Source organism: Pseudomonas sp. TNT3 (genome assembly GCF_010095445.2).
Taxonomy (GTDB): Bacteria; Pseudomonadota; Gammaproteobacteria; order Pseudomonadales; family Pseudomonadaceae; genus Aquipseudomonas.
On sequence record NZ_WFGV02000067.1, the window covers coordinates 1 to 21,216 of the forward strand.

The 21,216-nt window shown below is 59.7% G+C and carries 18 protein-coding genes; 7 read left to right on the forward strand and 11 right to left on the reverse strand.

The window, feature by feature from the left end:
* Positions 1-116 precede the first annotated feature (116 nt).
* Together efeO and efeU are read right to left on the reverse strand one after the other, a co-directional pair.
* Positions 117-1,316: an iron uptake system protein EfeO gene (gene efeO / locus GBC55_RS26320; protein WP_162440437.1), complete on the reverse strand. Its 1,200-nt coding sequence runs from the start codon at positions 1,314-1,316 to the stop codon at positions 117-119.
* Between the two features lie 8 nt (positions 1,317-1,324).
* The gene (efeU, locus tag GBC55_RS26325; RefSeq protein ID WP_162440438.1) at positions 1,325-2,164 is read right to left on the reverse strand and encodes an iron uptake transporter permease EfeU; all 840 of its coding nucleotides are present in this window, start codon (positions 2,162-2,164) and stop codon (positions 1,325-1,327) included.
* Positions 2,165-3,104: 940 nt separating this feature from the next.
* On the opposite strand from efeU, the gene GBC55_RS26330 reads away from it, so the two are divergent.
* The 6 genes from GBC55_RS26330 (at position 3,105) to GBC55_RS26355 (ending at position 10,039) form a co-directional block, all read left to right on the forward strand.
* On the forward strand, positions 3,105-4,121 hold the full coding sequence (locus GBC55_RS26330; RefSeq protein ID WP_162440439.1) for an AraC family transcriptional regulator: 1,017 nt from the start codon (positions 3,105-3,107) through the stop codon (positions 4,119-4,121).
* Positions 4,122-4,291: 170 nt separating this feature from the next.
* On the forward strand, positions 4,292-5,956 hold the full coding sequence (locus GBC55_RS26335; protein WP_162440440.1) for an AMP-binding protein: 1,665 nt from the start codon (positions 4,292-4,294) through the stop codon (positions 5,954-5,956).
* A 16-nt stretch (positions 5,957-5,972) separates the two neighbouring features.
* On the forward strand, positions 5,973-6,734 hold the full coding sequence (locus GBC55_RS26340; protein WP_162440441.1) for an SDR family NAD(P)-dependent oxidoreductase: 762 nt from the start codon (positions 5,973-5,975) through the stop codon (positions 6,732-6,734).
* Positions 6,735-6,746: 12 nt separating this feature from the next.
* Positions 6,747-7,940, forward strand: coding sequence for an acetyl-CoA C-acyltransferase (locus tag GBC55_RS26345; protein ID WP_162440442.1), 1,194 nt, complete (start codon positions 6,747-6,749; stop codon positions 7,938-7,940).
* 149 nt (positions 7,941-8,089) lie between these two features.
* Positions 8,090-9,217 (forward strand): acyl-CoA dehydrogenase, encoded by a 1,128-nt coding sequence (locus GBC55_RS26350; protein ID WP_162440443.1) that lies wholly within the window; start codon positions 8,090-8,092, stop codon positions 9,215-9,217.
* A 48-nt stretch (positions 9,218-9,265) separates the two neighbouring features.
* Positions 9,266-10,039 carry an enoyl-CoA hydratase gene (locus GBC55_RS26355; protein WP_162440444.1) on the forward strand — a complete coding sequence of 258 codons (774 nt, stop codon included), beginning with the start codon at positions 9,266-9,268 and terminating at the stop codon, positions 10,037-10,039.
* Between the two features lie 111 nt (positions 10,040-10,150).
* On the opposite strand, the gene GBC55_RS26360 is transcribed toward GBC55_RS26355, so the two are convergent.
* The 3 genes from GBC55_RS26360 to GBC55_RS26370 form a co-directional block, all read right to left on the reverse strand.
* On the reverse strand, positions 10,151-11,302 hold the full coding sequence (locus tag GBC55_RS26360) for an acyl-CoA dehydrogenase family protein (RefSeq protein ID WP_162440445.1): 1,152 nt from the start codon (positions 11,300-11,302) through the stop codon (positions 10,151-10,153).
* 3 nt (positions 11,303-11,305) lie between these two features.
* A complete protein-coding gene (locus tag GBC55_RS26365; RefSeq protein WP_162440446.1) occupies positions 11,306-12,412 on the reverse strand; it encodes an enoyl-CoA hydratase/isomerase family protein in 1,107 nt (368 codons plus the stop codon).
* Positions 12,413-12,629: 217 nt separating this feature from the next.
* The gene (locus GBC55_RS26370; protein ID WP_162440447.1) at positions 12,630-13,337 is read right to left on the reverse strand and encodes an HPP family protein; all 708 of its coding nucleotides are present in this window, start codon (positions 13,335-13,337) and stop codon (positions 12,630-12,632) included.
* A gap of 438 nt (positions 13,338-13,775) precedes the next feature.
* Between GBC55_RS26370 and GBC55_RS26375 the strand changes: the two genes are divergently transcribed.
* A complete protein-coding gene (locus tag GBC55_RS26375; protein WP_235992883.1) occupies positions 13,776-14,621 on the forward strand; it encodes a tyrosine-type recombinase/integrase in 846 nt (281 codons plus the stop codon).
* Between the two features lie 457 nt (positions 14,622-15,078).
* On the opposite strand, the gene GBC55_RS26380 is transcribed toward GBC55_RS26375, so the two are convergent.
* The 6 genes from GBC55_RS26380 to GBC55_RS26405 form a co-directional block, all read right to left on the reverse strand.
* A complete protein-coding gene (locus GBC55_RS26380) occupies positions 15,079-15,633 on the reverse strand; it encodes a PqiC family protein (RefSeq protein WP_162440448.1) in 555 nt (184 codons plus the stop codon).
* A 17-nt stretch (positions 15,634-15,650) separates the two neighbouring features.
* A complete protein-coding gene (locus tag GBC55_RS26385) occupies positions 15,651-17,306 on the reverse strand; it encodes an MlaD family protein (protein ID WP_162440449.1) in 1,656 nt (551 codons plus the stop codon).
* Positions 17,287-17,934 (reverse strand): paraquat-inducible protein A, encoded by a 648-nt coding sequence (locus GBC55_RS26390; protein ID WP_162440450.1) that lies wholly within the window; start codon positions 17,932-17,934, stop codon positions 17,287-17,289. Before GBC55_RS26390 ends, GBC55_RS26385 begins: the two co-directional genes overlap by 20 nt.
* Entirely contained in the window at positions 17,931-18,527 is a 597-nt protein-coding gene (locus GBC55_RS26395; RefSeq protein ID WP_162440451.1) for a paraquat-inducible protein A, read from the reverse strand. The genes GBC55_RS26390 and GBC55_RS26395 overlap by 4 nt, the downstream gene beginning before the upstream one ends.
* A gap of 253 nt (positions 18,528-18,780) precedes the next feature.
* Entirely contained in the window at positions 18,781-20,082 is a 1,302-nt protein-coding gene (locus GBC55_RS26400) for an FAD-binding oxidoreductase (RefSeq protein WP_162440452.1), read from the reverse strand.
* Positions 20,079-21,167: a polyamine ABC transporter substrate-binding protein gene (locus GBC55_RS26405; protein WP_162440453.1), complete on the reverse strand. Its 1,089-nt coding sequence runs from the start codon at positions 21,165-21,167 to the stop codon at positions 20,079-20,081. Before GBC55_RS26405 ends, GBC55_RS26400 begins: the two co-directional genes overlap by 4 nt.
* Positions 21,168-21,216: the final 49 nt, after the last annotated feature.

Below are 21,216 nucleotides of genomic sequence, written 5' to 3' on the forward strand. Positions count from 1 at the left end.
CGGGCAGCTCAACGCCGAGCCGGCCAGTGCCACACCGGCGGCGCCCATGCCCATCAGCACCCGGCGGCGCTGAAGGTTGAATTGCTCTGAATCGTTCATCGGTTTGAGTCTTCTGCTTACAGGCCGGAGAGGCCAAGGGCGGGATCGATTCCGTCGAGTGCATTGGCCAGGACCTTGGCCTTGTCGGCGATTTGTTTGCGCTGCTCGGCGCTCACGCTGTCGTAGCTCGCGTAGCCATCCTTGGTCTTCAAGCCGTTCAGGTCTGCGTCGAGTGCAGCGAGGGCGCTGTCGATCTTGGGCAGCAGGTCGGCGGCGGACTTGGTGAGCAGCGGTCGCAGCAGGTCTACGACCTTGTGCGTCACTTCCAGGTTGGCGGCGAAACCGTTCAGGTCAGTGTGGCTGTAGCGTTCTTCTTCACCGCTGCTGGCACGCACGTCGGCGAGGCTGTTGAGGGTGCGGATGACGATGCTCACCAGTTGTTCCGGCGGCAGTGATTGCGCAAGCAGCTGTTGTTTGAGCGTGGTCACGTCGGCGATCAAACGCTGAGCGACAGGCGCCAGGCCGTCGAGGTTGCGTTGTTGGAACAGCGCGTACTCGATGCGGTGGAAACCTGTGAACCCTGGATCCTGTTCGCGTTTTTCGAAGTAATCGGCACGGGCATTGATCGCGTTGTCCAGTTCTGCCAGTCGCTGGGACGCCGGTGCAAGGCGTTGATACGCGGCGCGGGCCGGCGCATACAAGGCTTGCGCCTGAGCCAGATCGCCGGTTTCGATGGCCTGTTCCAGCGCGGTGACGGCTTTGATCAGCGCCGTGCCCTGACTGCTCAGGTAAACCCGAAACTCCGACAATGGCCCGACGAAGGCGACCAGCGACGGTTTTGCCTTGGACGCGGCGTCGGAAGCCGCGGTGGGGGTGACGTGCAACGTGCCGCGAGGGTTGCTCAACAAACCGCAGGTGATCGCGTAATCGCCGGGCATGAGGTTGGCGTTGATCACCTGGCTCAGGCCCGGTGCGATGTTTTCCCGTTCTTCGACCACCAGCACACCGTCGAGGATTTCCCATTCCACCGCTCTATCCGAACGATTGACGATGCGGAAGCTCGCGCGACCGGCCGGAACCGTCAGGGCGTTCGGCTCGCAGCTGTGCGGGTGAATGGTGATCAGCACTTCGTTATGGTTGGTCTGGCGCTTGGCCGCCGCCATCTGCGAGGCGTAATAGAACAGACCACCGGCGGCGATCATCACCACGATGGAACCGGCCACCGCCCAGCGCAGCGCGCGGGGAGCAGAAACCGGGGGAGGGGCTTGGTTTGGCATGTGTGCCCTTACTGGCTGGAAACTGAATGGGGTTGCTTTGCAGGGGGCGATGCCGGCAGGAAAAACATCACCAGCGCCACCACCAGATACATCAGATAAGCCCCGAGGGTGCTGACGGTGGGTGCGTCCTGATAGCCGAACATGCCGGCCAGCACCGAGCCCAAGGGGCCGTCCATGGGCAGCGTGGCGCTGAAGTCGAACAGTACGGTTTGCAGGTGGTTCCACACGCCGGCCTCATGAAGCGCCTGTACCGAGTTGGCGAGAATGCCGGCAGCCACCACCAGGATGAACAGCCCGGTCCAGCGGAAAAATGCGCCGAGGTTCAGGCGCATGCTGCCGGTGTAGATCAGGACGCCAACGATGATCGCCAGGATCAGGCCGAGCAGGGCACCGATCGGTGCTGCAGGGCCTTCGCTTTGCTGGAAGACGGCGAGCAGGAAGAACACGGTCTCGAGGCCTTCGCGGGCCACGGCGAAAAACACCATGGCGATCAGGGCGGTGACCTGATGTTTGGAACCGGTCAGTGCCTGATCGAGGGAAGCATGCAGCGAATGCTTGATCGACCGTGCGACTTTGCGCATCCAGAACACCATGGAACTGAGGATGCCGACCGCGACCAGCCCGACCACGCCTTCGAACAGTTCCTGTTGTTTTTGCGGGAATTCGGCGCTGACCAGTTCCAGGCCGCCACCCACCAGCAGGGCCAGCGCGGCGGCCAGGAAGACGCCGATCCAGACGGCGGGCATCCATTGACCACGTCCGGTCTGTTTGAGGTAGCTGGCGATGATGCCAACGATCAGTGCAGCTTCAATGCCTTCGCGCAGCATGATCAAAAATGGAACAAGCATTCAGCACCGGATCGAATTAGATAGGGTGCTAAGTTGTAACATAATGACACTCATTCGCATATGGTAAGCGTTGACATTAACCTGAACGCAGCCTGAACGACCTCGAGATAACGCCTCCCGCCTGTAGGAGCAAAGCTTGCTCGCGATGGCGGCTTCATAACCGATGAGCATTCCCCTGAAGTACGCGATCAAACTGTAGGAGCTGGCCTGCCGGCGATGTCGGCTTTATAGCCGATTAGTATTCCCCTGATGTACCCGGATCAACTGTGGGAGCTGGCTTGCCGGCGATGGCGGCCTGATCGGCGGTGAGATTTTTGCTGGTGTACATATCCATTCCTGCGGTCACGGCTGCTATTGGTTTCGCTCTTACAGCGAGTCACTTGGAAGAGCGCCAAGTAACCAAACGCTCTTGCCCCTTTCGTACGGTGCCTCGCCTGAGCTCGGCATACCCTCACTCCGGCCCTGCTCCGTGGGCCCGCCGCGATCGGCCATCCATGGCCGTGCGCGGCTAACCCGGCATCCATGCCGGGTTGCCCACTGCGCAGAACCTGTGCTCGGCCTTCCCATGGGGCAAGAAGATCAAGATCAACAGCAGATCAAAAGCCAAAGCGAGGCGGCCTGCCAGCCGACCTGACTCTGGAAGCCCACGCATTCACCTGTGGGAGCCGAGCTTGCTCGCGATGACGGCCTCAAAGCCGACTCATATCTCCCAGATACACCCAGATCAAACTGTAGGAGTGAGCCTGCTCGCGATGACGACCTGATCGGCGGTGAGATTCTTGCTGGTGTACATATCCGTTCCTGCGGTAACGGCCGTTATGGGTTTCGCTCTTACCCAATGGGGCAATCAGATCAAGATCAAAAGCAGATCAACGGCGTTTCTCAGGCAGCTGCGCTAAGATGCGGCGACTCAAACCCACAATACGGTTCGCCTCACTCCATGTCGGAAAAAGACACCATTTCCATTCAACTGGTGCGCGAAGCGCTGTTGCAAAGTTGCGCCTCAGGCGCCGCGACCGATGAGGTGTTGAATAAAGTCGGTATCGATCCGGCGTTGCTGGAGACCACCAGCGCCCGTGTCCCGGCCACGTCTTATGCGCGGTTGTGGCGTTTGCTGGCCCGGCGTGGTGATGACGAGTTTTTCGGCATGGACCCGCGCAAGCTCAAATCCGGCAGTCTGGAGTTTTTGTGTCGCTGCGCCATGGTCCAGCCGAGTCTGGCGGCAGGGCTGACCTCCGGGCTGGGTTTTCTGTCGTTAATGCTGGAGTACTTGCCGGCGCAGTTGGTGCGTCAGCAAAGTCTGGCGGAAATTGTCTTGGTCGAGGACGAACAGGACCCGCGCCGAGCCTTCACTTATTTCACCTACTGGATGATCGTTCATGGGGTTGCCTGCTGGCTGGCCGGGCGACGCATTCCGATTCTGGCCATCGAGCTGCGTTGCCCTGAGCCGGACTTTTGCGATGACTATCAGGTGATGTTCTCCGAGAATCTGCGGTTCAACCGAGCACGCACCCGCATGATTTTCTCCGCCGAATGCCTGGATTTGCCGATCAAGCGCAGTCCTGAAGAACTCAAGCGTTTCCTTGCCCATGCGCCGGCCAATATCCTGGTGAAGTACCGTGATCCGCAAAGCCTGGCGAGCCGGATCAAGCATGATTTACGGCAACTGTCGGCGCAACATTGGCCGGAAACCGACCTGCTGGCGCAGCAGCTGTGCATGTCGGCGTCGACGTTGCGGCGGCGTCTGGCGGAGGAAGGGCAGACTTATCAAGGGCTCAAGGACAGTGTGCGAAAGGAATTGGCCATCGTCTGGCTGGCAGAGCCGAGCATCAGCTTCGCCGAGATCGCCGCGCGGCTGGGGTTTGCCGATGCCAGCTCGTTCTACAAGGCATTTCGCAAGTGGTCGGGGTCCAATCCCGGGCATTATCGGAGTTTGATTCTTAACGAGGCTGACTGATCCCGAAGGGATAGGAGGGTCAGCCCCGAGACCCCAGCCCTTGAGCCTTGGCCAAACCAGTCACGCAACTTGATAACTTTGACCATTGTCCCGCGCACCGCGTAGAGCGAAGATTTCCCTGTTGATTACGGTTCCCCCCCAACCTAATAACAATACGAGGGATTCTGGCAATGCGCGATTACTTGTCTGCCACTTCACAGTTCAATTATCAGGACACCGTTGACGCTGCACTCGCAGGCGACCTGACGGCCGTTAATGCCTGCGTCGAATGCTGCGACCGGCATGCGTTGCCGGGGCGCATTGCATTGTTCTGGGAGGGACGCGATGGGGCCAGCGCCACCTACACCTTCAGCGACCTGCAGGACAAAGCCGCGCGTTTCGCCAATTTCCTGCTGGCCCAAGGGGTGCAGAAGGGCGACAAGGTCGCCGGTCTGTTGCCGCGCAACATCGAATTGTTGATCACTGTGTTCGCCACCTGGCGCATCGGTGCAGTCTATCAGCCACTCTTCACCGCCTTCGGCCCCAAAGCCATCGAGCACCGGCTCGGCAGCTCTGGCGCAAAAGTCGTCGTCACCGACGCCATCAATCGCCCCAAACTCACTGAAGTCATCGACTGCCCGACGACCGTTACCGTCGGCGGCCCGAAAGGCCAGGGCATCGTGCGGGGCGATTTCAGTTTCTGGGCCGAACTGGCCAACTATTCCAACGACTGCGAACCGGTCATGCTGACTGGCGAAGATCCGTTCCTGCTGATGTTCACCTCGGGCACCACCGGTCCCTCGAAAGCGCTGTCCGTGCCGCTCAAGGCCATCGTTGCCTTCCAGAGTTACACCCGCGACGCGGTGGACCTGCGTCCCGAGGACGCGTTCTGGAACGTTGCCGATCCGGGTTGGGCCTATGGCATCTATTTCGGTGTCACCGGACCGATGTCGATGGGGCACCCGATCACCTTTTACGATGGCCCCTTCACCCTCGAAAGTACCTGCCGGGTCATCAACAAATACGGCATCACCAACCTCACCGGTTCTCCAACTGCCTACCGTTTGCTGATCGCAGGCGGCGACGAGTTCGCCCGTTCGATCAAGGGCAAGCTGCGCATCGTCAGCAGTGCCGGTGAGCCGCTGAATCCAGAAGTGATCCGCTGGTTTGCCGACAACCTCGGCGTGGTCATCCACGACCATTACGGCCAGACCGAACTGGGCATGGTTTTGTGCAATCACCATGGCCTGGAGCACCCGATCCACATGGGTGCGGCGGGTTTCACCTCTCCTGGTCACCGTATCGTGGTGCTGGACGAGGAGTATCAGGAACTGGGCGTGGGGCAGCCGGGCATCCTGGCCATCGACCGCACCCAATCGCCGATGTGCTGGTTCGCCGGCTACGAAGGCGCACCCACCAAAGCCTTCGTCGGCAACTACTACCTGAGCGGCGATACCGTGGAGTGGAACCCGGACGGCAGCATCAGTTTTGTCGGGCGCAGTGACGATGTGATCACAACTTCTGGCTACCGGGTCGGCCCGTTCGACGTCGAAAGTGCGCTGATCGAGCACCCGGCGGTGGTCGAGGCGGCAGTGGTTGGCAAACCCGACCCTGAGCGCACCGAACTGGTCAAAGCCTTCGTTGTGTTGAGCTCGCAGTACCGCGCCGAACCTGCCCTCGCCGAAGAACTGCGCCAGCACGTGCGCAAGCGATTGGCAGCGCATTCCTATCCCCGGGAAATCGAATTTGTCAGCGAATTGCCGAAAACCCCTAGCGGCAAATTGCAGCGCTTTATCTTGCGCAACCAGGAAATCGCCAAGGCTCAAGAGGCCGCCGCGAAGAACGTTCAAGCTTGAATTCAAGGAAACAATGATGCAGATCGAAAACAAGGCTTTTCTCGTCACCGGCGGCGCCTCCGGACTGGGTGCGGCCACCGCTGAGATGCTGGTTGCGGCCGGCGCCAAAGTGATGCTGGTGGACATGAACGCCGAGGCTGTTGCAGCTCAGGCTCAACGACTGGGCGCGCAAAGCGTCGTCGCGGACATCAGCAACGAAGCCGCCGCCGAAGCTGCCGTGCAGGCGACCGTCAAGGCCTTTGGTGGCCTGAACGGCCTGGTTAACTGCGCCGGCATCGTGCGAGGCGAGAAAATCCTCGGCAAAACCGGCCCTCACGCGTTGGCCAGTTTCAGCCAGGTCATCAATGTGAACCTGATCGGCAGCTTCAACATGCTGCGTCTGGCGGCAGCTGCGATTGCCGAAACCGAGGCCAATGAAGACGGCGAGCGCGGGGTAATCATCAATACCGCCTCCGCTGCTGCTTACGACGGCCAGATCGGTCAGGCGGCGTATGCCGCGTCCAAAGGCGCCATCGTCAGCCTGACGTTGCCTGCGGCCCGTGAGCTGGCGCGCTTCGGCATTCGTGTGATGACCATCGCCCCCGGCATTTTCGAAACGCCGATGATGGCCGGTATGACCCCGGAAGTCCGGGCTTCTCTGGCGGCTGGCGTGCCCTTTCCGCCACGTTTGGGCAAACCGGACGAGTATGCTGCGCTGGTCAGGCATATCATTGAAAACAGCATGCTCAATGGCGAGGTGATCCGTCTCGACGGTGCCTTGCGCATGGCCGCCAAGTAAGGAGAATTTGTCATGACACTTGCCAACGATCCGATTGTTATTGTCAGCGCCGTCCGCACCCCGATGGGTGCTTTCCAGGGCGAACTGAAAAGCCTGACGGCGCCGCAACTGGGTGCTGCTGCCATTCGCGCTGCCGTAGAGCGCGCGGGTATCAAGCCTGAATCCGTCGAAGAAGTGCTGTTCGGCTGCGTACTGTCCGCAGGCCTGGGCCAGGCACCTGCACGCCAGGCTGCGCTGGGCGCCGGGCTGGATAAGTCGACCCGCTGCACCACGCTGAACAAAATGTGCGGTTCGGGCATGGAAGCGACGATGCTGGCCCATGACATGCTCGTCGCCGGCAGCGTCGACGTGGTGGTCGCCGGCGGCATGGAAAGCATGTCCAACGCGCCGTACCTGCTGGACCGCGCACGTGCCGGCTACCGCATGGGCCACGGTCGTGTGCTCGATCATATGTTCCTTGACGGCCTCGAAGACGCCTATGACAAAGGCCGCTTGATGGGCACCTTCGCCGAGGATTGCGCCGAATCCAATGGTTTCACCCGTGAAGTCCAGGACGAATTCGCCATTGCCTCGACAACCCGCGCACAGCAGGCCATCAAGGATGGCACCTTCAAGGACGAGATCGTGCCGCTGACGGTGACCATCGGCAAAGAGCAGGTGCTGATCAGCAACGACGAACAACCCCCGAAAGCCAAACTGGACAAGATCGCTTCGTTGAAGCCGGCATTCCGCGAAGGCGGGACCGTGACGGCGGCGAACTCCAGCTCGATTTCCGACGGTGCCGCAGCGCTCGTGCTGATGCGCCGTTCCGAGGCCGAGAAACAAGGCTTGAAGCCTCTGGCAGTGATTCATGGTCACGCCGCGTTCGCCGACGCTCCGGGACTGTTCCCGGTGGCACCGGTGGGTGCGATCAAAAAGCTGATGAAGAAAACCGGCTGGTCCCTGGATGAAGTCGACCTGGTTGAGGTCAACGAGGCGTTCGCGGTGGTGAGTCTGGTGACCATGGCCCAACTGGAGATCCCTCACGAGAAGGTCAATGTGCACGGAGGCGCGTGTGCCTTGGGGCATCCGATTGGTGCGTCTGGCGCGCGGATCCTCGTGACCTTGCTCTCCGCCTTGCGCCAGAAGGGCCTGAAACGCGGTGTTGCAGCCATCTGCATCGGCGGCGGCGAGGCAACGGCTATTGCAGTTGAGTGCCTGTACTAAGGCTTGCTGATCACTCTGCGCGGTTTCTGTAGGCGCTGCTGCAAGCTGCGAACGTTTGATGTGGTGATGATGATTGCCAAAGATCAAGATCAAAAGATCGCAGGCTGCGCCAGCTCCTACAGGGGCGATTGCATTTTTAAGGATTTCGCATGATTCCCAATGACGAACAAACACAGATCAGCGACGCGGCCCGGCAGTTTGCCCAGGAGCGGCTGAAGCCGTTCTCCGCGGAGTGGGATCGCTTGCATCGCTTCCCGACGGAGGCCATCGGCGAAATGGCCGAGCTGGGCTTTTTCGGCATGTTGGTCCCGGAACAATGGGGCGGTTGTGACACCGGTTACCTGGCTTACGCCATGGCGCTGGAAGAAATTGCCGCCGGTGATGGCGCGTGCTCGACCATCATGAGCGTGCACAACTCGGTGGGTTGCGTGCCGATCCTCAATTACGGCACCGATGACCAGAAAGAGCGCTTCCTCAAGCCGCTGGCCAGCGGCGCAATGCTCGGTGCCTTTGCCCTGACCGAGCCCCAGGCCGGCTCCGACGCCAGCGGCCTGAAAACCCGCGCACGCCTGGAAGGTGACCACTACGTGCTCAACGGCTGCAAACAGTTCATCACGTCCGGGCAGAACGCCGGTGTGGTGATCGTGTTCGCCGTCACCGATCCGAGTGCCGGCAAGCGCGGCATCACGGCGCTGATCGTGCCGACCGACTCGCCGGGCTACAAAGTCGCACGCGTGGAAGACAAGCTCGGCCAGCATGCCTCCGATACCTGCCAGATTCTGTTCGAAGACGTGAAAGTGCCCGTGGCCAATCGGTTGGGCGAGGAGGGTGAGGGCTATCGAATTGCCCTCGCCAACCTTGAGGGCGGTCGTGTAGGCATCGCGTCACAGTCGGTGGGCATGGCCCGCGCTGCGTTTGAAGCGGCCCGCGACTATGCACGCGAGCGTGAAAGCTTTGGCAAGCCGATCATCGAACATCAGGCGGTAGCGTTCCGTCTCGCGGACATGGCGACGCAGATTGCCGTGGCCCGGCAGATGGTCCATTACGCCGCCGCGTTGCGCGATAGTGGCAAGCCTGCGTTGGTCGAAGCCTCAATGGCCAAGCTGTTTGCTTCGGAGATGGCCGAAAAAGTCTGTTCCGCGGCGTTGCAAACCCTGGGTGGCTACGGTTACCTGAACGACTTCCCGGTGGAGCGGATCTACCGTGACGTGCGGGTTTGCCAGATCTACGAAGGCACCAGCGATATTCAGCGCATGGTCATTTCGCGCAGTCTTTAACAAGGAACCCTACGGGGATTCGGCGTAAACAATACTTAGGAGTCCTGGATGAGTTACGAAACGATTTTGCTGGAAATCCACGGTCGAGTGGGCCTGATTACCCTTAACCGTCCACAAGCGCTAAACGCGTTAAACGCGCAGATTGTCAGCGAGCTCAACCACGCTCTCGATGGCCTGGAAGCAGATTCGAACATCGGCTGCATCGTGCTGACCGGCTCGAAAAAAGCCTTTGCTGCCGGCGCCGACATCAAGGAAATGGCGGAGCTGACGTACCCGCAGATCTACCTTGATGACCTGTTCAGCGACAGTGATCGCGTAGCCAATCGCCGCAAGCCGATCATTGCTGCGGTTAACGGTTTTGCCTTGGGCGGCGGTTGTGAACTGGCGCTGATGTGCGATTTCATCCTGGCCGGCGACAACGCTCGATTCGGCCAGCCGGAAATCAACCTTGGCGTGCTGCCAGGCATGGGCGGCACTCAGCGCCTGACCCGCGCCGTGGGCAAGGCCAAGGCCATGGAAATGTGCCTGAGCGGGCGGTTGATTGATGCTGTTGAAGCGGAACGCTGCGGGATCGTGGCGCGGATCGTGCCGGCTGATGAGCTGCTGGAAGAAGCGTTGAAGGTTGCCGAGAAGATCGCCCAGAAGTCGTTGCCGATTGCGATGATGGTCAAGGAAAGCGTCAACCGTGCGTTTGAAGTGAGCCTGTCCGAAGGTGTGCGCTTTGAGCGCCGAGTGTTCCATGCGGCGTTTGCGACGCAGGATCAGAAGGAAGGGATGGCGGCATTTATTGCCAAGCGTGACGCGCAGTTCCAAGGGAAGTGATGTAGCGTTTTCAGCGACGTCATCGCGAGCAAGCGATGCTCCCACAGGGTTTCTCATCAGCACTGGAGATCTACTGTGGGAGCAAAGCTTGCTCGCGATGCTTTTAACGGTTCAAACCAGGTAATGCTTGAGTTCGCGAGCAATCACCATCCGCTGTATCTCGCTCGACCCTTCATAAATCTGCGTAATCCGCGCATCCCGGTAGTAACGCTCCACCGGGTAATCTTCCAGATACCCATACCCGCCATGAATCTGCATCGCTGACGAGCAGACCTTTTCGGCCATTTCCGACGCAAACAGCTTGGCTTGTGAAGCCTCCGACAGACACGGCTTGCCGGCACTGCGCAGGCGTGCGGCATGCAGGATCAGCAAGCGCGCGGCGTTCAGACGGGTGTGCATATCGGCCAGCAGATTGGCAATGCTCTGGTGCTCAATGATCGGCTTGTCAAACTGCACGCGATCACGCGAGTAGGCCAATGCCGCTTCAAACGCCGCCCGTGCAATGCCCAAGGCCTGCGCCGCGATGCCAATGCGTCCGCCTTCGAGGTTGGACAGGGCAATCGCCAGCCCTTTACCACGGTCACCCAGCAGGTTGGCTTCGGGAATCGTGCAATTGCTCAAGGTCACCGCGCAGGTATCGGACGCACGAATGCCCATCTTGTGTTCGGTGCGATCGACGATGAAGCCAGCGGTGTCGGTGGGTACCAGGAACGCCGATATGCCGCGTTTGCCCAAGTCCGGGTCGGTGACCGCAAACACGATCGCCAGCTTGGCGCGTTTGCCGTTGCTGACAAATTGCTTGGCGCCATTGATGACCCACTGGCCTTCGCGCAGTTCGGCGCGGGTGCGCAGGTTGTGGGCTTCGGAACCGGCCTGGGGTTCCGTCAGGCAGAAACAGCCGATGGCCTGACCGCTGGCGAGGTCCGGTAACCAGGTTTTTTTCTGCTCTTCGGTGCCGTAGTTCAGGACCGGCCCGCAACCTACGGAGTTGTGGATGCTCATCAGTGCACCCGTGGCGCCGTCACCGGCGGAAATTTCCTCCACTGCCAGGGCATAGGCAACGTAGTCCACGTAAGTGCCGCCCCATTCTTCGGGCACCACCATGCCCAGCAGGCCCAGCTCACCCATCTTCGCCACCAGACCGTCGTCGATCCAGCCGGCCTTTTCCCAGGCTTGTGCATGGGGCGCGATTTCGCCGCGGGCAAAATCCCGGGCCATGTCGCGGATCATCACTTGTTCTTCGCTCAATTCGATATCGTGCATGACTCAGCTCTCGCTCTGGTCGAAGCCTGTGAAGAAACTCGCGATATGCTCGGCGTCCAGCGCCTGCAAGGTCGGCGGATTCCAGCGTGGCGTTTTGTCTTTGTCGATCAGCAACGCGCGTACGCCTTCGATCAGGTCACCGCGCTCGAACCACTGACGGTCCAGATGCAACTCAAGGGCAAAGCAGTCTTCCAGGCTCAGGTGCCGACCGCGTCGCAGCATCTCCAGCGTGACGCCCATTGCCAATGGCGAGCGGCTTTCCAGCAGGTCTGCGGTGGCGAGTGCCCATTCATGACTGTCCGCAACCGTTACTTCACGCAGTTGCTCCACCATACTCGGCACATCGGGCAGGGCGAAGAAGTGGTCGATGGCCGGGCGCAACGTCGCCAGAGGCGCATCGGACAGCTGTTGTACCGCAAGTTGGGCGAGGACGCCTTGCAGGTCCTTGAGCGGCGAGTCTTGCCAATCCAGTTGATCGAGTTTTTCGTCGAGCAATTCCAGTTTGACGCTTTCCAGGTACCAGTCCGCCAGCCCGCAGTAGAGCGCGTCGGCCGCGCGAATCTGCACGCCACTGACCCCTAGATAGATTCCCAGCTCACCGGGAATGCGCGGCAGGAAATAGCTGCCGCCTACGTCCGGGAAATAACCGATGCCCACTTCCGGCATTGCCAGGCGGCTTTTCTCGGTGACGACGCGTAAGTCGGCGCCTTGTACCAGACCCATGCCGCCACCCAGGACAAAACCGTCCATCAAGGCCAGGATCGGTTTACGGTAGTGGTGGATCGCGAGATCGAGGGCATATTCCTCGACGAAGAAATCCTGATGCAGCGTGCCGCCGCTTTTGAAACTGTCGTACAGCGAGCGGATGTCGCCACCGGCACAGAAAGCCTTCTCGCCAGCACCGCGCAGCACCACGGCGTGCACGTTCTCATCGATCGCCCAGGCGTCGAGCTGGCGCTGAAGGTTGCGGACCATGTCGAGGGTCAGGGCGTTAAGCCCGGCGGGGCGATTGAGGGTCAGGTGACCGATGTGGTTGCGGACCTCGGCCAGCACCTCGTTTTGCGTGGCATCCATCGACTGAGTCGCTGGAGAAGAAACCTGAGCAGTCATCACTAACTCCCTGCTTTTATTGTTCTTTATCAAGAAGCTCGCACGCGAGCGATCCCGGATCGTACCAGTGCAAATTTGTGATGTACAACCGGGATATGTGCAGGCTCTGTTTGCATATTTACCTTAGGGCACAATGAGAAGATCGCAGCCTCCGGCAGCTCCTTCTGTGGATCGCGTACACCTGTAGGAGCTGCCGAAGGCTGCGATCTTTTGATCGTCAATCCTGCCGAGAAAAAACGTCTCCAATACTGCGCCGCCTGGCGTGCAGTTCACTGGCATGGATTAGTTGCTCAAGGTCTTCGGGGGTGACGTCGTAGAAGGCTTCCATGTCGGCCAGGGCCAGTTTCAGGTCCTCGGCGGTGATGGCCTGACTGTCGACGGGCAGGTGATCGGCCGGCAGCACGACGACCGGTTCTGCGGCCCGTTTGGGGTATCGAATCCGCGTCAGGTTGTTATAGGCCAATGCCCACAACAGCAGAATGGAGGCACCGAGCATTGCCGGCGCCAGTGCTTTCCAATCCAGGGCAATGGTCGCCGGATCGGCCAGTACCAGTATCAGCGCCAAGGCACCGGCCGGTGGGTGCAAGCAACGCAGCCAGCACATCAGAATCAGTGCCAGACCGGCCGCCAGGCAAGCACTGGTCAGCGTCCGGCCCATAACGTGGGCCACCAGCAGGGCAACCACGGCTGCACTCAGGTAGCCGCCCATAATTGACCATGGTTGCGCGAGGGCGCCGGAGGACACGGCGAACAACAGCACCGCCGACGCACCCAGCGGGCCGATCAGGTGTTGCGCCACTTCAATACCGAACACCTGGCTACACAACCAGACGCTAAACAATGTGCCTGATGCCATGCCAATCGCGGCTCGGCTCCATTCGGTAGGGCGGGTATTGATGGCGGCGGGTAACCAGCGAGCAAGCATCAGGCAAAAGGTCCGTTCAAAATCAGGGCAAAAAAAAAGGCTCGGCTGGGAGACCCAGAAAGCCCTTGAAGGTGTTCCAACTGTTGGGGGAGGAACGCGCACAGTGTGCCGCGCCCGATGATCGCTGACAAATTCATATTAATGCTGTTTCAGTGCATTTTATTTGATGTTATAGGGTGCGAAAAATCCTTTGGCCCATTGTGTGAGCTGCCGCAGACTGCGATCTACTGATCTTCATAAAGATCGCTGCCTGCGGCAGTTCCTACAGAGAGCGCAGGTTGTTCAAATTGCTCTAAAGTATGAACAAGTTGTTTAATGAACTGATTTCTCTTAGGGCCGTTTCGTTTGATTGACTTACCCGCTACCGATTCCAACTTTTCAAAACCCAATCCTCTGACCCTGTACCTGGCTCGATTGGCCCCCTCCAGCCAATTGACCATGCGCTACGTTCTGCAGGACGCGGCCGACCGCCTGGGCTTCGAGGACGTGAACATCGAGGAGATTCCCTGGCATCAGTTGCAGCCGGAGAATGTCGTTGCGCTCGTCGCCGCCCTGCGCGAGGACGGCTATGCGCCGAATACCTCTTCGCTGTACGTCAACGCCGTACGTGGCGTGATGAACGAAGCGTGGCGCATGAGTTTGATCAGCCAGGATCACTTGCTGAAGATGCGCTCGGTAAAGGGCATGGCCGGGACGCGGCTTTCTCAGGGCCGTAACCTCAGGCGTTCGCTGATCCAGGAATTGATGGCCGTGTGCGCGGCTGATCCACGTCCCCAAGGTCTTCGGGATGCGGCAATCATCGCGATTCTGTATGGGTCCGGGATGCGCAAGTCGGAGTCAGTCAATCTGGACCTTGGCCAGGTTGATTTCAACGAGCGCAGCCTGCGGGTTACCGGCAAAGGCAACAAGCAATTGATCAAGTATGCGCCGGCCTGGGCGTTCGCCAAACTCGATGCCTGGCTTGAACTGCGTCGTTCGCACCTCAAGGAAGGTGAAGAGGACGACCCATTCCTGTTCAACCGCATTCGCCGTGGCAGCCATATCACCCGCGAGCGCATTACCAAACATGCGATCTATTACATTGCCCGGCAGCGGGGCGCTCAGGTCGGGGTTAACATCATGCCCCATGACTTTCGGCGCTCGTTCATCACCCGGGTCATCGAAGAGCATGACCTGTCGATTGCGCAGAAACTGGCGCATCACAGCAACATTCAGACCACTGCGAACTATGACGTGCGCGATGACAATGAGCGTCGGCGCGCGGTGGACCGTTTTGATCTGTGACGGGCAGGTCTGTAGATCGATAGCGCTCAGGGTCGGCAGGACCAGCGCACCCCACAGGGGATCTGTGCTCGACGCGGATTTTGTGTTGCCCGCAGATCAAAGGTAGGAGCGAGCCTGCTCGCGATAGCAGTGTGTCAGGTAGCGTTGATTTCGTTTGATACTCCGCCATCGCCGGCAAGCCAGCTCTCACAGGGGGTGTGAGTTTGCCGCAGAGTGTGTGTTCACCGCTGATCAAAGGTAGGAGTGAGCCTGCTCGCGATGGCGGTGTGTCAGGCAGCGTTGATTTCGTTTGATACTCCGCCATCGCCGGCAAGCCAGCTCCCACAGGGGGTGTGAGTTTGCCGCAGAGTGTGTGTTCACCGCTGATCAAAGGTAGGAGTGAGCCTGCTCGCGATGGCGGTGTGTCAGGCAGCGTTGATTTCGTCTGACATGACGCCACCACGAGCAAGCTTTGCTCCTACGACGCGGGGCATCCTCTTTGTGTGCCATTGGCTGCCTGGCTGATCAGCGCGGCCAGGCGTTTGATGTTGTTTTGCTGGGCCGCCACCAGGTCATCAATCGTCGGTCCGGACGGTGTCTGCAGAAAACTACGGCACGTCACCATCGAGTTTTCGCTTTGATTCAGCTCGCGCAGTCGCCACTTGACGTCGATCAACCCGTATTGCCCCGGAATCGAGTCAAATCGCTGTATATCCAGGCGCACCGACATCTTGCGTTGCGGATTGCTGTTGACCATCTGATCGACCAGTGCGCTGCGCAACTCGTCTGCCAGACTTGCCCCCCACCAATCGGTCTCGAGAATCGCCATGCCGGTGTTGCCCTGGCGTACAACGATCTGGGGACGATCGACCTGTGGCGGGACACTCAGGCTCTCAATCCTGATGTCCGCGTTGGTCCTTGAATTCACGTTCGGCTGGGCCGGGGTCAAGGTATGGAATTGAATAGGGTCGCTGCGACAGGCGGCGAGCAACGCCAATGCGGCGATCAACGTCATCTTCAGCGGAAAAGCCATGGGTGATGCTCCTGTGGTCATTTGCTCGGCGGCCCTTGCAGATCAATAGGTGCGGCATTTTCCGGGCGGCCACGGATCAGCGATTCCGGATGCCGCCCGAGGTAGTCCGCAAGGTCGCGCAAGGAGCGCGATGTGCGGCCGAGATCGTCCAGGGTCTCGGACAGTTTTTCCCGTTGCGGTGAGTCTTCAGCCAGGGTCGAGTTGGCTGATTGCAGGGTCTTGCTGACATCCGCGAGGGTGTTCTGCACGCCGGGCAACGTCTTGGCATTGAATTGCGTCAGGCCTTTGCGCAGTTCGACGAGGTTGCTGTCCAGGTTGTTGGCGATGCGCTCGATAGGCAGTTTGTTGATCTTGTCGACCATGGCCTCCAGTTTGCCCTGCAACTCTTCGAGACTGCCCGGCACGGTCGGAATGCTGACAGGGCGGGCCGTCGCGTCGAAGGCGACTTTTTCAGCTTTGGGGTAGAAATCCAGTGCGATGTACAGTTGCCCCGTCAACAGGTTGCCGCTACGCGCCTGGGCGCGCAGACCGTTTTCGACAAACGTGCCCATCAACCGAATGCTGCCGGCCTCGTCGTTGGGATCATGATTCAACGCCTTGAGCATTTTGGTGTGCGCCGTGCCGAGTCGCTGCGGGTAGATCACAATGCCGACATTGACCGGAAAGCTGCGTTTTTTTGCGTCGTAATCGAGGTTGATCGAGACGACCCGACCAAACTCCATACCGAGGAATTCCACGGGTGCACCGACTTTCAGCCCGCGCAACGCCTGGTCGAAGCGCAGTGTCAGGTACTGCGCCTTGCCATTGGGCGGGGCGAGGGCGGTTTGCTGATCTTCAAACAGGTCATAGGCATATTCCTCCGGGGCCGGTTTATCGTCGGGGCTGTATTGCGGCGCACGAAAGGCAATGCCGCCAACCAGCATCGAAGACAACGATTCGGTTTTCAACGCAAAACCGTTGGCGCCCACACTCACGTCGATGCCACTGGCGTTCCAGAAGCGGGTGTCTTGCGTGACATAAGCGTCATTGGGCGAGTGAATGAACACTTCGATATTCACGCCCTTGCCATCGGCATCCAAGGCATAAGCCACCACCTGACCGACCTGTATCTTGCGGTAGTAAACCGGAGAACCGATGTCCAGCGACCCCAGGTCGGCGGAGTGCAGGGTGAAGCGCTTGCCCGGCTCACCGTAGGTAATCGGCGGCGGGTTCTCAAGCCCCTGGAAATTCTTCGCGCGGCCGTTGGCCTGGCCGATGTCGGCACCGATGTAATCACCGGACAGCAGGGTGTCGATACCCGATACGCCGCCAGCGCCGATACGTGGACGCACGACCCAGTACTGCGAGTCCTCACGGGTAAAGCTTTCAGCCTGCTTGGCCAGTTTGATCGTGGCGTTGACGCTCTTCTGGTCATCGCTCAATTCGACGTCCGAAACATGCCCGATGACCACGTTGCGGTATTTGACTTCGGTCTTGTTGGCGACCAGGCCGCTGCCGGTCTTGAAGTTGATGGTGATCGTGGGCCCTTCCTGCATGAGGCTGTGAACCACCAGTGAAATGCCCACCAACACGGCAACGATGGGCACGATCCATACCAGCGAAACACTGAAGCGACGCGTCTTTATCGGGGCCTGGCCAGGGGGCTGGGCCCCATCAGTGACTTGCGACTTCATCCATGACCTCCTCGTTAATGTTCTTTTCGGTCCAAATCAGCCGCGGATCGAAACTCATTGCCGACAGCATGGTGAAGATCACCACCAGCCCGAAAAACAGAATGCCCGGGCGCGGCTCGATATCGGCCAATGCTTGAAACTTCACCAGCGCGGCCACCAACGCGACCACGATCACGTCGAGCATCGACCAGTAACCGATGACTTCGACAAAGCGGTACAACTGCGAACGCTCTTTGCGTGCCCACTGGCTGTCACGCTGAACCGTCACCAGCAGCAGCGTCAGGGCGACAAACTTGATGCCTGGCACCGCGATGCTGGCGATGAAAATAATCAGGGCGATGTCCCAGGCACCGGCCTCCCAGAACTCGATGACGCCGGTCATGATCGTACTGTCGGCGCCGTTGCCGACCATCTTGGTGTTCATCACCGGCAGCAGATTGGCCGGTACGTAAAACGCCAGGGCGGTGAACATGTAGGCCCAGGTACGTGTCAGTGAGTTCGGTTTATACCGATGCAACGGCGCGCCGCAGCGTTCGCATTCATCCGGCTCGTGGGTCATGTCACAGGCCAGTCCGCAGGTGTGACACAGGCACAGGTTGAGTTCGCTCGCCACTGGAGGTCGGTTCATAAGGTATCCCACAGATCACGGACGTCGCGCCCGGCGATGCGGATCATCATCAAACTCAGCACGGCCAGCGCAAACAGGCCGATGCCGGGCAATACGTCGAGCAGTCCCGCGAGTTTGATCACGGCGACCATGGCGCCCAGCAGGCAGACTTCGAGCATGCTCCAGGGCCTGAGGGTTTCCAGCCAGCGCATGCAGAATTTGAAACCGGGCGCTCGCTGGTGGGCCAGGCCGAAACTCAGCACCCAGATCAACAGCAACAGCTGGAAAATCGGCGCGATGATCATGGCGATCGCCGCCACCATCGCGATAAAGGTGATCGGCCCCTGGCTGAGCGCCAGGACTGAATCCCACAGCGTCGCGCTGTTTTTCAGGCCCTTGAGGCTGATGCTCATCACCGGATAGAAGTTGGTAAAGATCCACACCACCAGCGCGGTCAGGCTCAATGCCAGGCGCTGTTCGATCGTCAGGCCGTTATAACGCTGAAGCACCCCGCCGCAGCGTGTGCACAGGGTTTTCTGGTGCTTGGCGAGCGTCACTTTTTCATACACGCAGTCACAATGCTCGCAGATGATCAAATGGTCAGTGGTGGCCATGGGTCGCGCTCAATAGGAGGCAGGAAAGGCAGAGCACCTCCTCAATATAGAAGTGAGTGGCAATTGAGCAAATCGAAAGGTGAGCAAAAGACAGGAACGCAAGCGTATTGGTAACGAATTGCCCCCTGTAGGAGCTGTCGAGTGAAACGAGGCTGCGATCTTTTGATCTTGTTTTTTAAGAGCAAGATCAAAAGATCGCAGCCTCGTTTCACTCGGCAGCTCCTACGGGGGGGGGTGTTTCAGACACAGCGGCTCAGCCCAACACCTCTCGCAAGCGATACCAGAGCATCCCCATCGCCAGCAATGGCGAGCGCAGCAGCGGGCCTCCGGGGAAGGTCATGTGCGGCACGGCGCTGAACACATCAAAGCCCTGGCTATGCCCGGCATGAATCGCTTCGCCCAACAGCCTGGCGCACCAGTGGGTCACGTTCAGGCCATGGCCGGAGTAACCCTGGGCGTAGAACACGTTCGGGTGCTGGCTCAAGCGGCCGACCTGCGGGAAGCGATTGGCCGAGATGCCGATCTTGCCGCCCCATTGATAATCAATGCGCACATCCGCCAGTTGCGGGAACACCTTGAGCATGTGCGGACGCATGTAGGCGGTGATGTCTGCCGGGTCCCGTCCGGAGTAATGACAGGCGCCGCCGAACAGCAAACGCCGATCCGCCGAAAGCCGGTAGTAATCCAGCCCCACCTTTTGATCGCACAACGCCAGGTTGTGCGGGATCAATTGTGCAGCCACTTCAGGCGCCAACGGCTCGGTGGCGATGATGTAGCTGCCGGCCGGTAGCACCTTACCGCTGAGTTTGGGTTCGAGTTCGTCCAGATGCGCATTGCACGCGAGCACCAACTGGCCGGCGCGGACTGTGCCGCCGGCGCAGCGAACCTGCACCGTGTCGCCATGGATAAGCTCCAGCACCGGGCTCTGCTCGAAGATCTGCACACCGAGGGCGTGAGCCACCCGTGCTTCACCCAGGATCAGGTTGAGCGGGTGCAGATGCCCCGAGCCCATGTCCACCAGACCACCGGCATATACCCCGGCATTCACCACTTGCTCGCGAATCTGTTCAGGCCCGACGAGGCGGGTCTCATGGGCATAACCGGATTGCGCGAGTGCCTGCTGCTCGACGTTGAACGCCGCAAATTGCGCCGGGGTATTGGCCAGTTCGCAAAAGCCCCAGCGCAGGTCGCAATCGATCGCGTGTTCGCGGATCCGAGCGCCGACCAGTTCCACCGATTCGGTGCCGGCACGCTCCAGATAGCGCACACCTTCCTGCCCGACGTAGCGGGCGAACCCACTGACGTCATGCCCGATACCGCGAATCAGTTGCCCGCCGTTGCGCCCACTGGCACCCCAGCCGATCCGTCGCGCCTCCAGAAGGATCACCGAGAGCCCGCGTTGCGCGAGTTCAATGGCGGTGTTGACCCCAGTGAAGCCGCCGCCGATCACACAGACATCAGCCACCAGGTCCGTTGCCAGGGTCGGGTAGGGCGCCATGCCCTTGGCTGTGGCGGCGTAATAAGAATGCGCGTGTTCCTGGGTGTACTGATTCATTTGTTGGACTTCACTTTGCTCCAGGAGCGGGTCATCAGTCGCATGATCGACTGGGGCGGGGTGGTCGAGATGTAAAGTTTATCGAGCACTTCCTGAGGCGGGTACACCTCTGGATTGTTCACCAGTTCCGGGTCCATGTACTGCTTGGCGGCCGGGTTGGGGTTGGCGTAACCGACCGACGCACTGACCTTGGCGATCACTTGCGGGTCGAGCAGGTAGTTGATGAAAGCATGGGCTTCTTTCGGGTTGCTGGCGTCGGCCGGAATCGCCAACAGGTCGAACCACAGGTTGCTGCCTTCCTTGGGAATGGCATACGCGATGTTCACGCCGTTCTTCGCTTCCTTGGCACGGTTCGCGGCCTGGAACACGTCACCCGAGTAACCGAACGCTACGCAGATGTCGCCGTTGGCCAGGTCCGATACGTACTTGGAGGAGTGGAAGTAGGTGATGTACGGCCGGATGCTGAGTAATTTGGCTTCGGCTTTTTTGAAGTCCTCGGGGTTCTCGCTGCGCGGGTCCATGCCCATGTAATTGAGGACGGCCGGGAACACTTCGTCCGCCGAGTCCATCATCGATACGCCGCACTGGCTGAGTTTTTTCAGGTTTTCCGGTTCGAACAACACCGCCCAGGAATCGATGTGATCGACGCCCAGCACTTGCTTGACCTTGTCGACGTTGTAGCCGATGCCGTTGGTGCCCCACAGGTACGGGACCGAATGCTCGTTGTTCGGGTCGTTCTTCTCCAGCAGCGCCAGGAGTTTGGGGTCGAGGTTCTTGAAGTTCGGCAGCTGCGAGCGATCCAGTTTAAGGAACGCGCCAGCCTTCACCTGGCGAGCCAGAAAGTGGTTGGACGGGACAACCACGTCGTAACCGGTGCGGCCGGCGAGCAACTTGCCTTCCAGTGTTTCATTGGAATCGAACACGTCGTAGATGACTTTGATCCCGGTTTTTGCCTGGAAGTCGGCGAGGGTGGTTTCGCCAATGTAATCGGTCCAGTTGTAGACACTGACGGTGGGCTGAGCCTGGGCAATAGCGCTGAAGAGCAAAGCCAGTGTGGCCGGAACCACGGATTTCAATAGACGCATTCGACACCTCTTGGATTTATTGGATTTTTTCAGGTGGTTCTCTGGTGTT

Bases quoted from the DNA above. Each gene is read 5' to 3' on its own strand.
- efeO (WP_162440437.1), bottom strand. From the start codon at position 1,316: ATGCCAAACCAAGCCCCTCCCCCGGTTTCTGCTCCCCGCGCGCTGCGC.
- efeU (WP_162440438.1), bottom strand. From the start codon at position 2,164: ATGCTTGTTCCATTTTTGATCATGCTGCGCGAAGGCATTGAAGCTGCA.
- GBC55_RS26330 (WP_162440439.1), top strand. From the start codon at position 3,105: ATGTCGGAAAAAGACACCATTTCCATTCAACTGGTGCGCGAAGCGCTG.
- GBC55_RS26335 (WP_162440440.1), top strand. From the start codon at position 4,292: ATGCGCGATTACTTGTCTGCCACTTCACAGTTCAATTATCAGGACACC.
- GBC55_RS26340 (WP_162440441.1), top strand. From the start codon at position 5,973: ATGCAGATCGAAAACAAGGCTTTTCTCGTCACCGGCGGCGCCTCCGGA.
- GBC55_RS26345 (WP_162440442.1), top strand. From the start codon at position 6,747: ATGACACTTGCCAACGATCCGATTGTTATTGTCAGCGCCGTCCGCACC.
- GBC55_RS26350 (WP_162440443.1), top strand. From the start codon at position 8,090: ATGATTCCCAATGACGAACAAACACAGATCAGCGACGCGGCCCGGCAG.
- GBC55_RS26355 (WP_162440444.1), top strand. From the start codon at position 9,266: ATGAGTTACGAAACGATTTTGCTGGAAATCCACGGTCGAGTGGGCCTG.
- GBC55_RS26360 (WP_162440445.1), bottom strand. From the start codon at position 11,302: ATGCACGATATCGAATTGAGCGAAGAACAAGTGATGATCCGCGACATG.
- GBC55_RS26365 (WP_162440446.1), bottom strand. From the start codon at position 12,412: ATGACTGCTCAGGTTTCTTCTCCAGCGACTCAGTCGATGGATGCCACG.
- GBC55_RS26370 (WP_162440447.1), bottom strand. From the start codon at position 13,337: ATGCTTGCTCGCTGGTTACCCGCCGCCATCAATACCCGCCCTACCGAA.
- GBC55_RS26375 (WP_235992883.1), top strand. From the start codon at position 13,776: ATGCGCTACGTTCTGCAGGACGCGGCCGACCGCCTGGGCTTCGAGGAC.
- GBC55_RS26380 (WP_162440448.1), bottom strand. From the start codon at position 15,633: ATGGCTTTTCCGCTGAAGATGACGTTGATCGCCGCATTGGCGTTGCTC.
- GBC55_RS26385 (WP_162440449.1), bottom strand. From the start codon at position 17,306: ATGAAGTCGCAAGTCACTGATGGGGCCCAGCCCCCTGGCCAGGCCCCG.
- GBC55_RS26390 (WP_162440450.1), bottom strand. From the start codon at position 17,934: ATGAACCGACCTCCAGTGGCGAGCGAACTCAACCTGTGCCTGTGTCAC.
- GBC55_RS26395 (WP_162440451.1), bottom strand. From the start codon at position 18,527: ATGGCCACCACTGACCATTTGATCATCTGCGAGCATTGTGACTGCGTG.
- GBC55_RS26400 (WP_162440452.1), bottom strand. From the start codon at position 20,082: ATGAATCAGTACACCCAGGAACACGCGCATTCTTATTACGCCGCCACA.
- GBC55_RS26405 (WP_162440453.1), bottom strand. From the start codon at position 21,167: ATGCGTCTATTGAAATCCGTGGTTCCGGCCACACTGGCTTTGCTCTTC.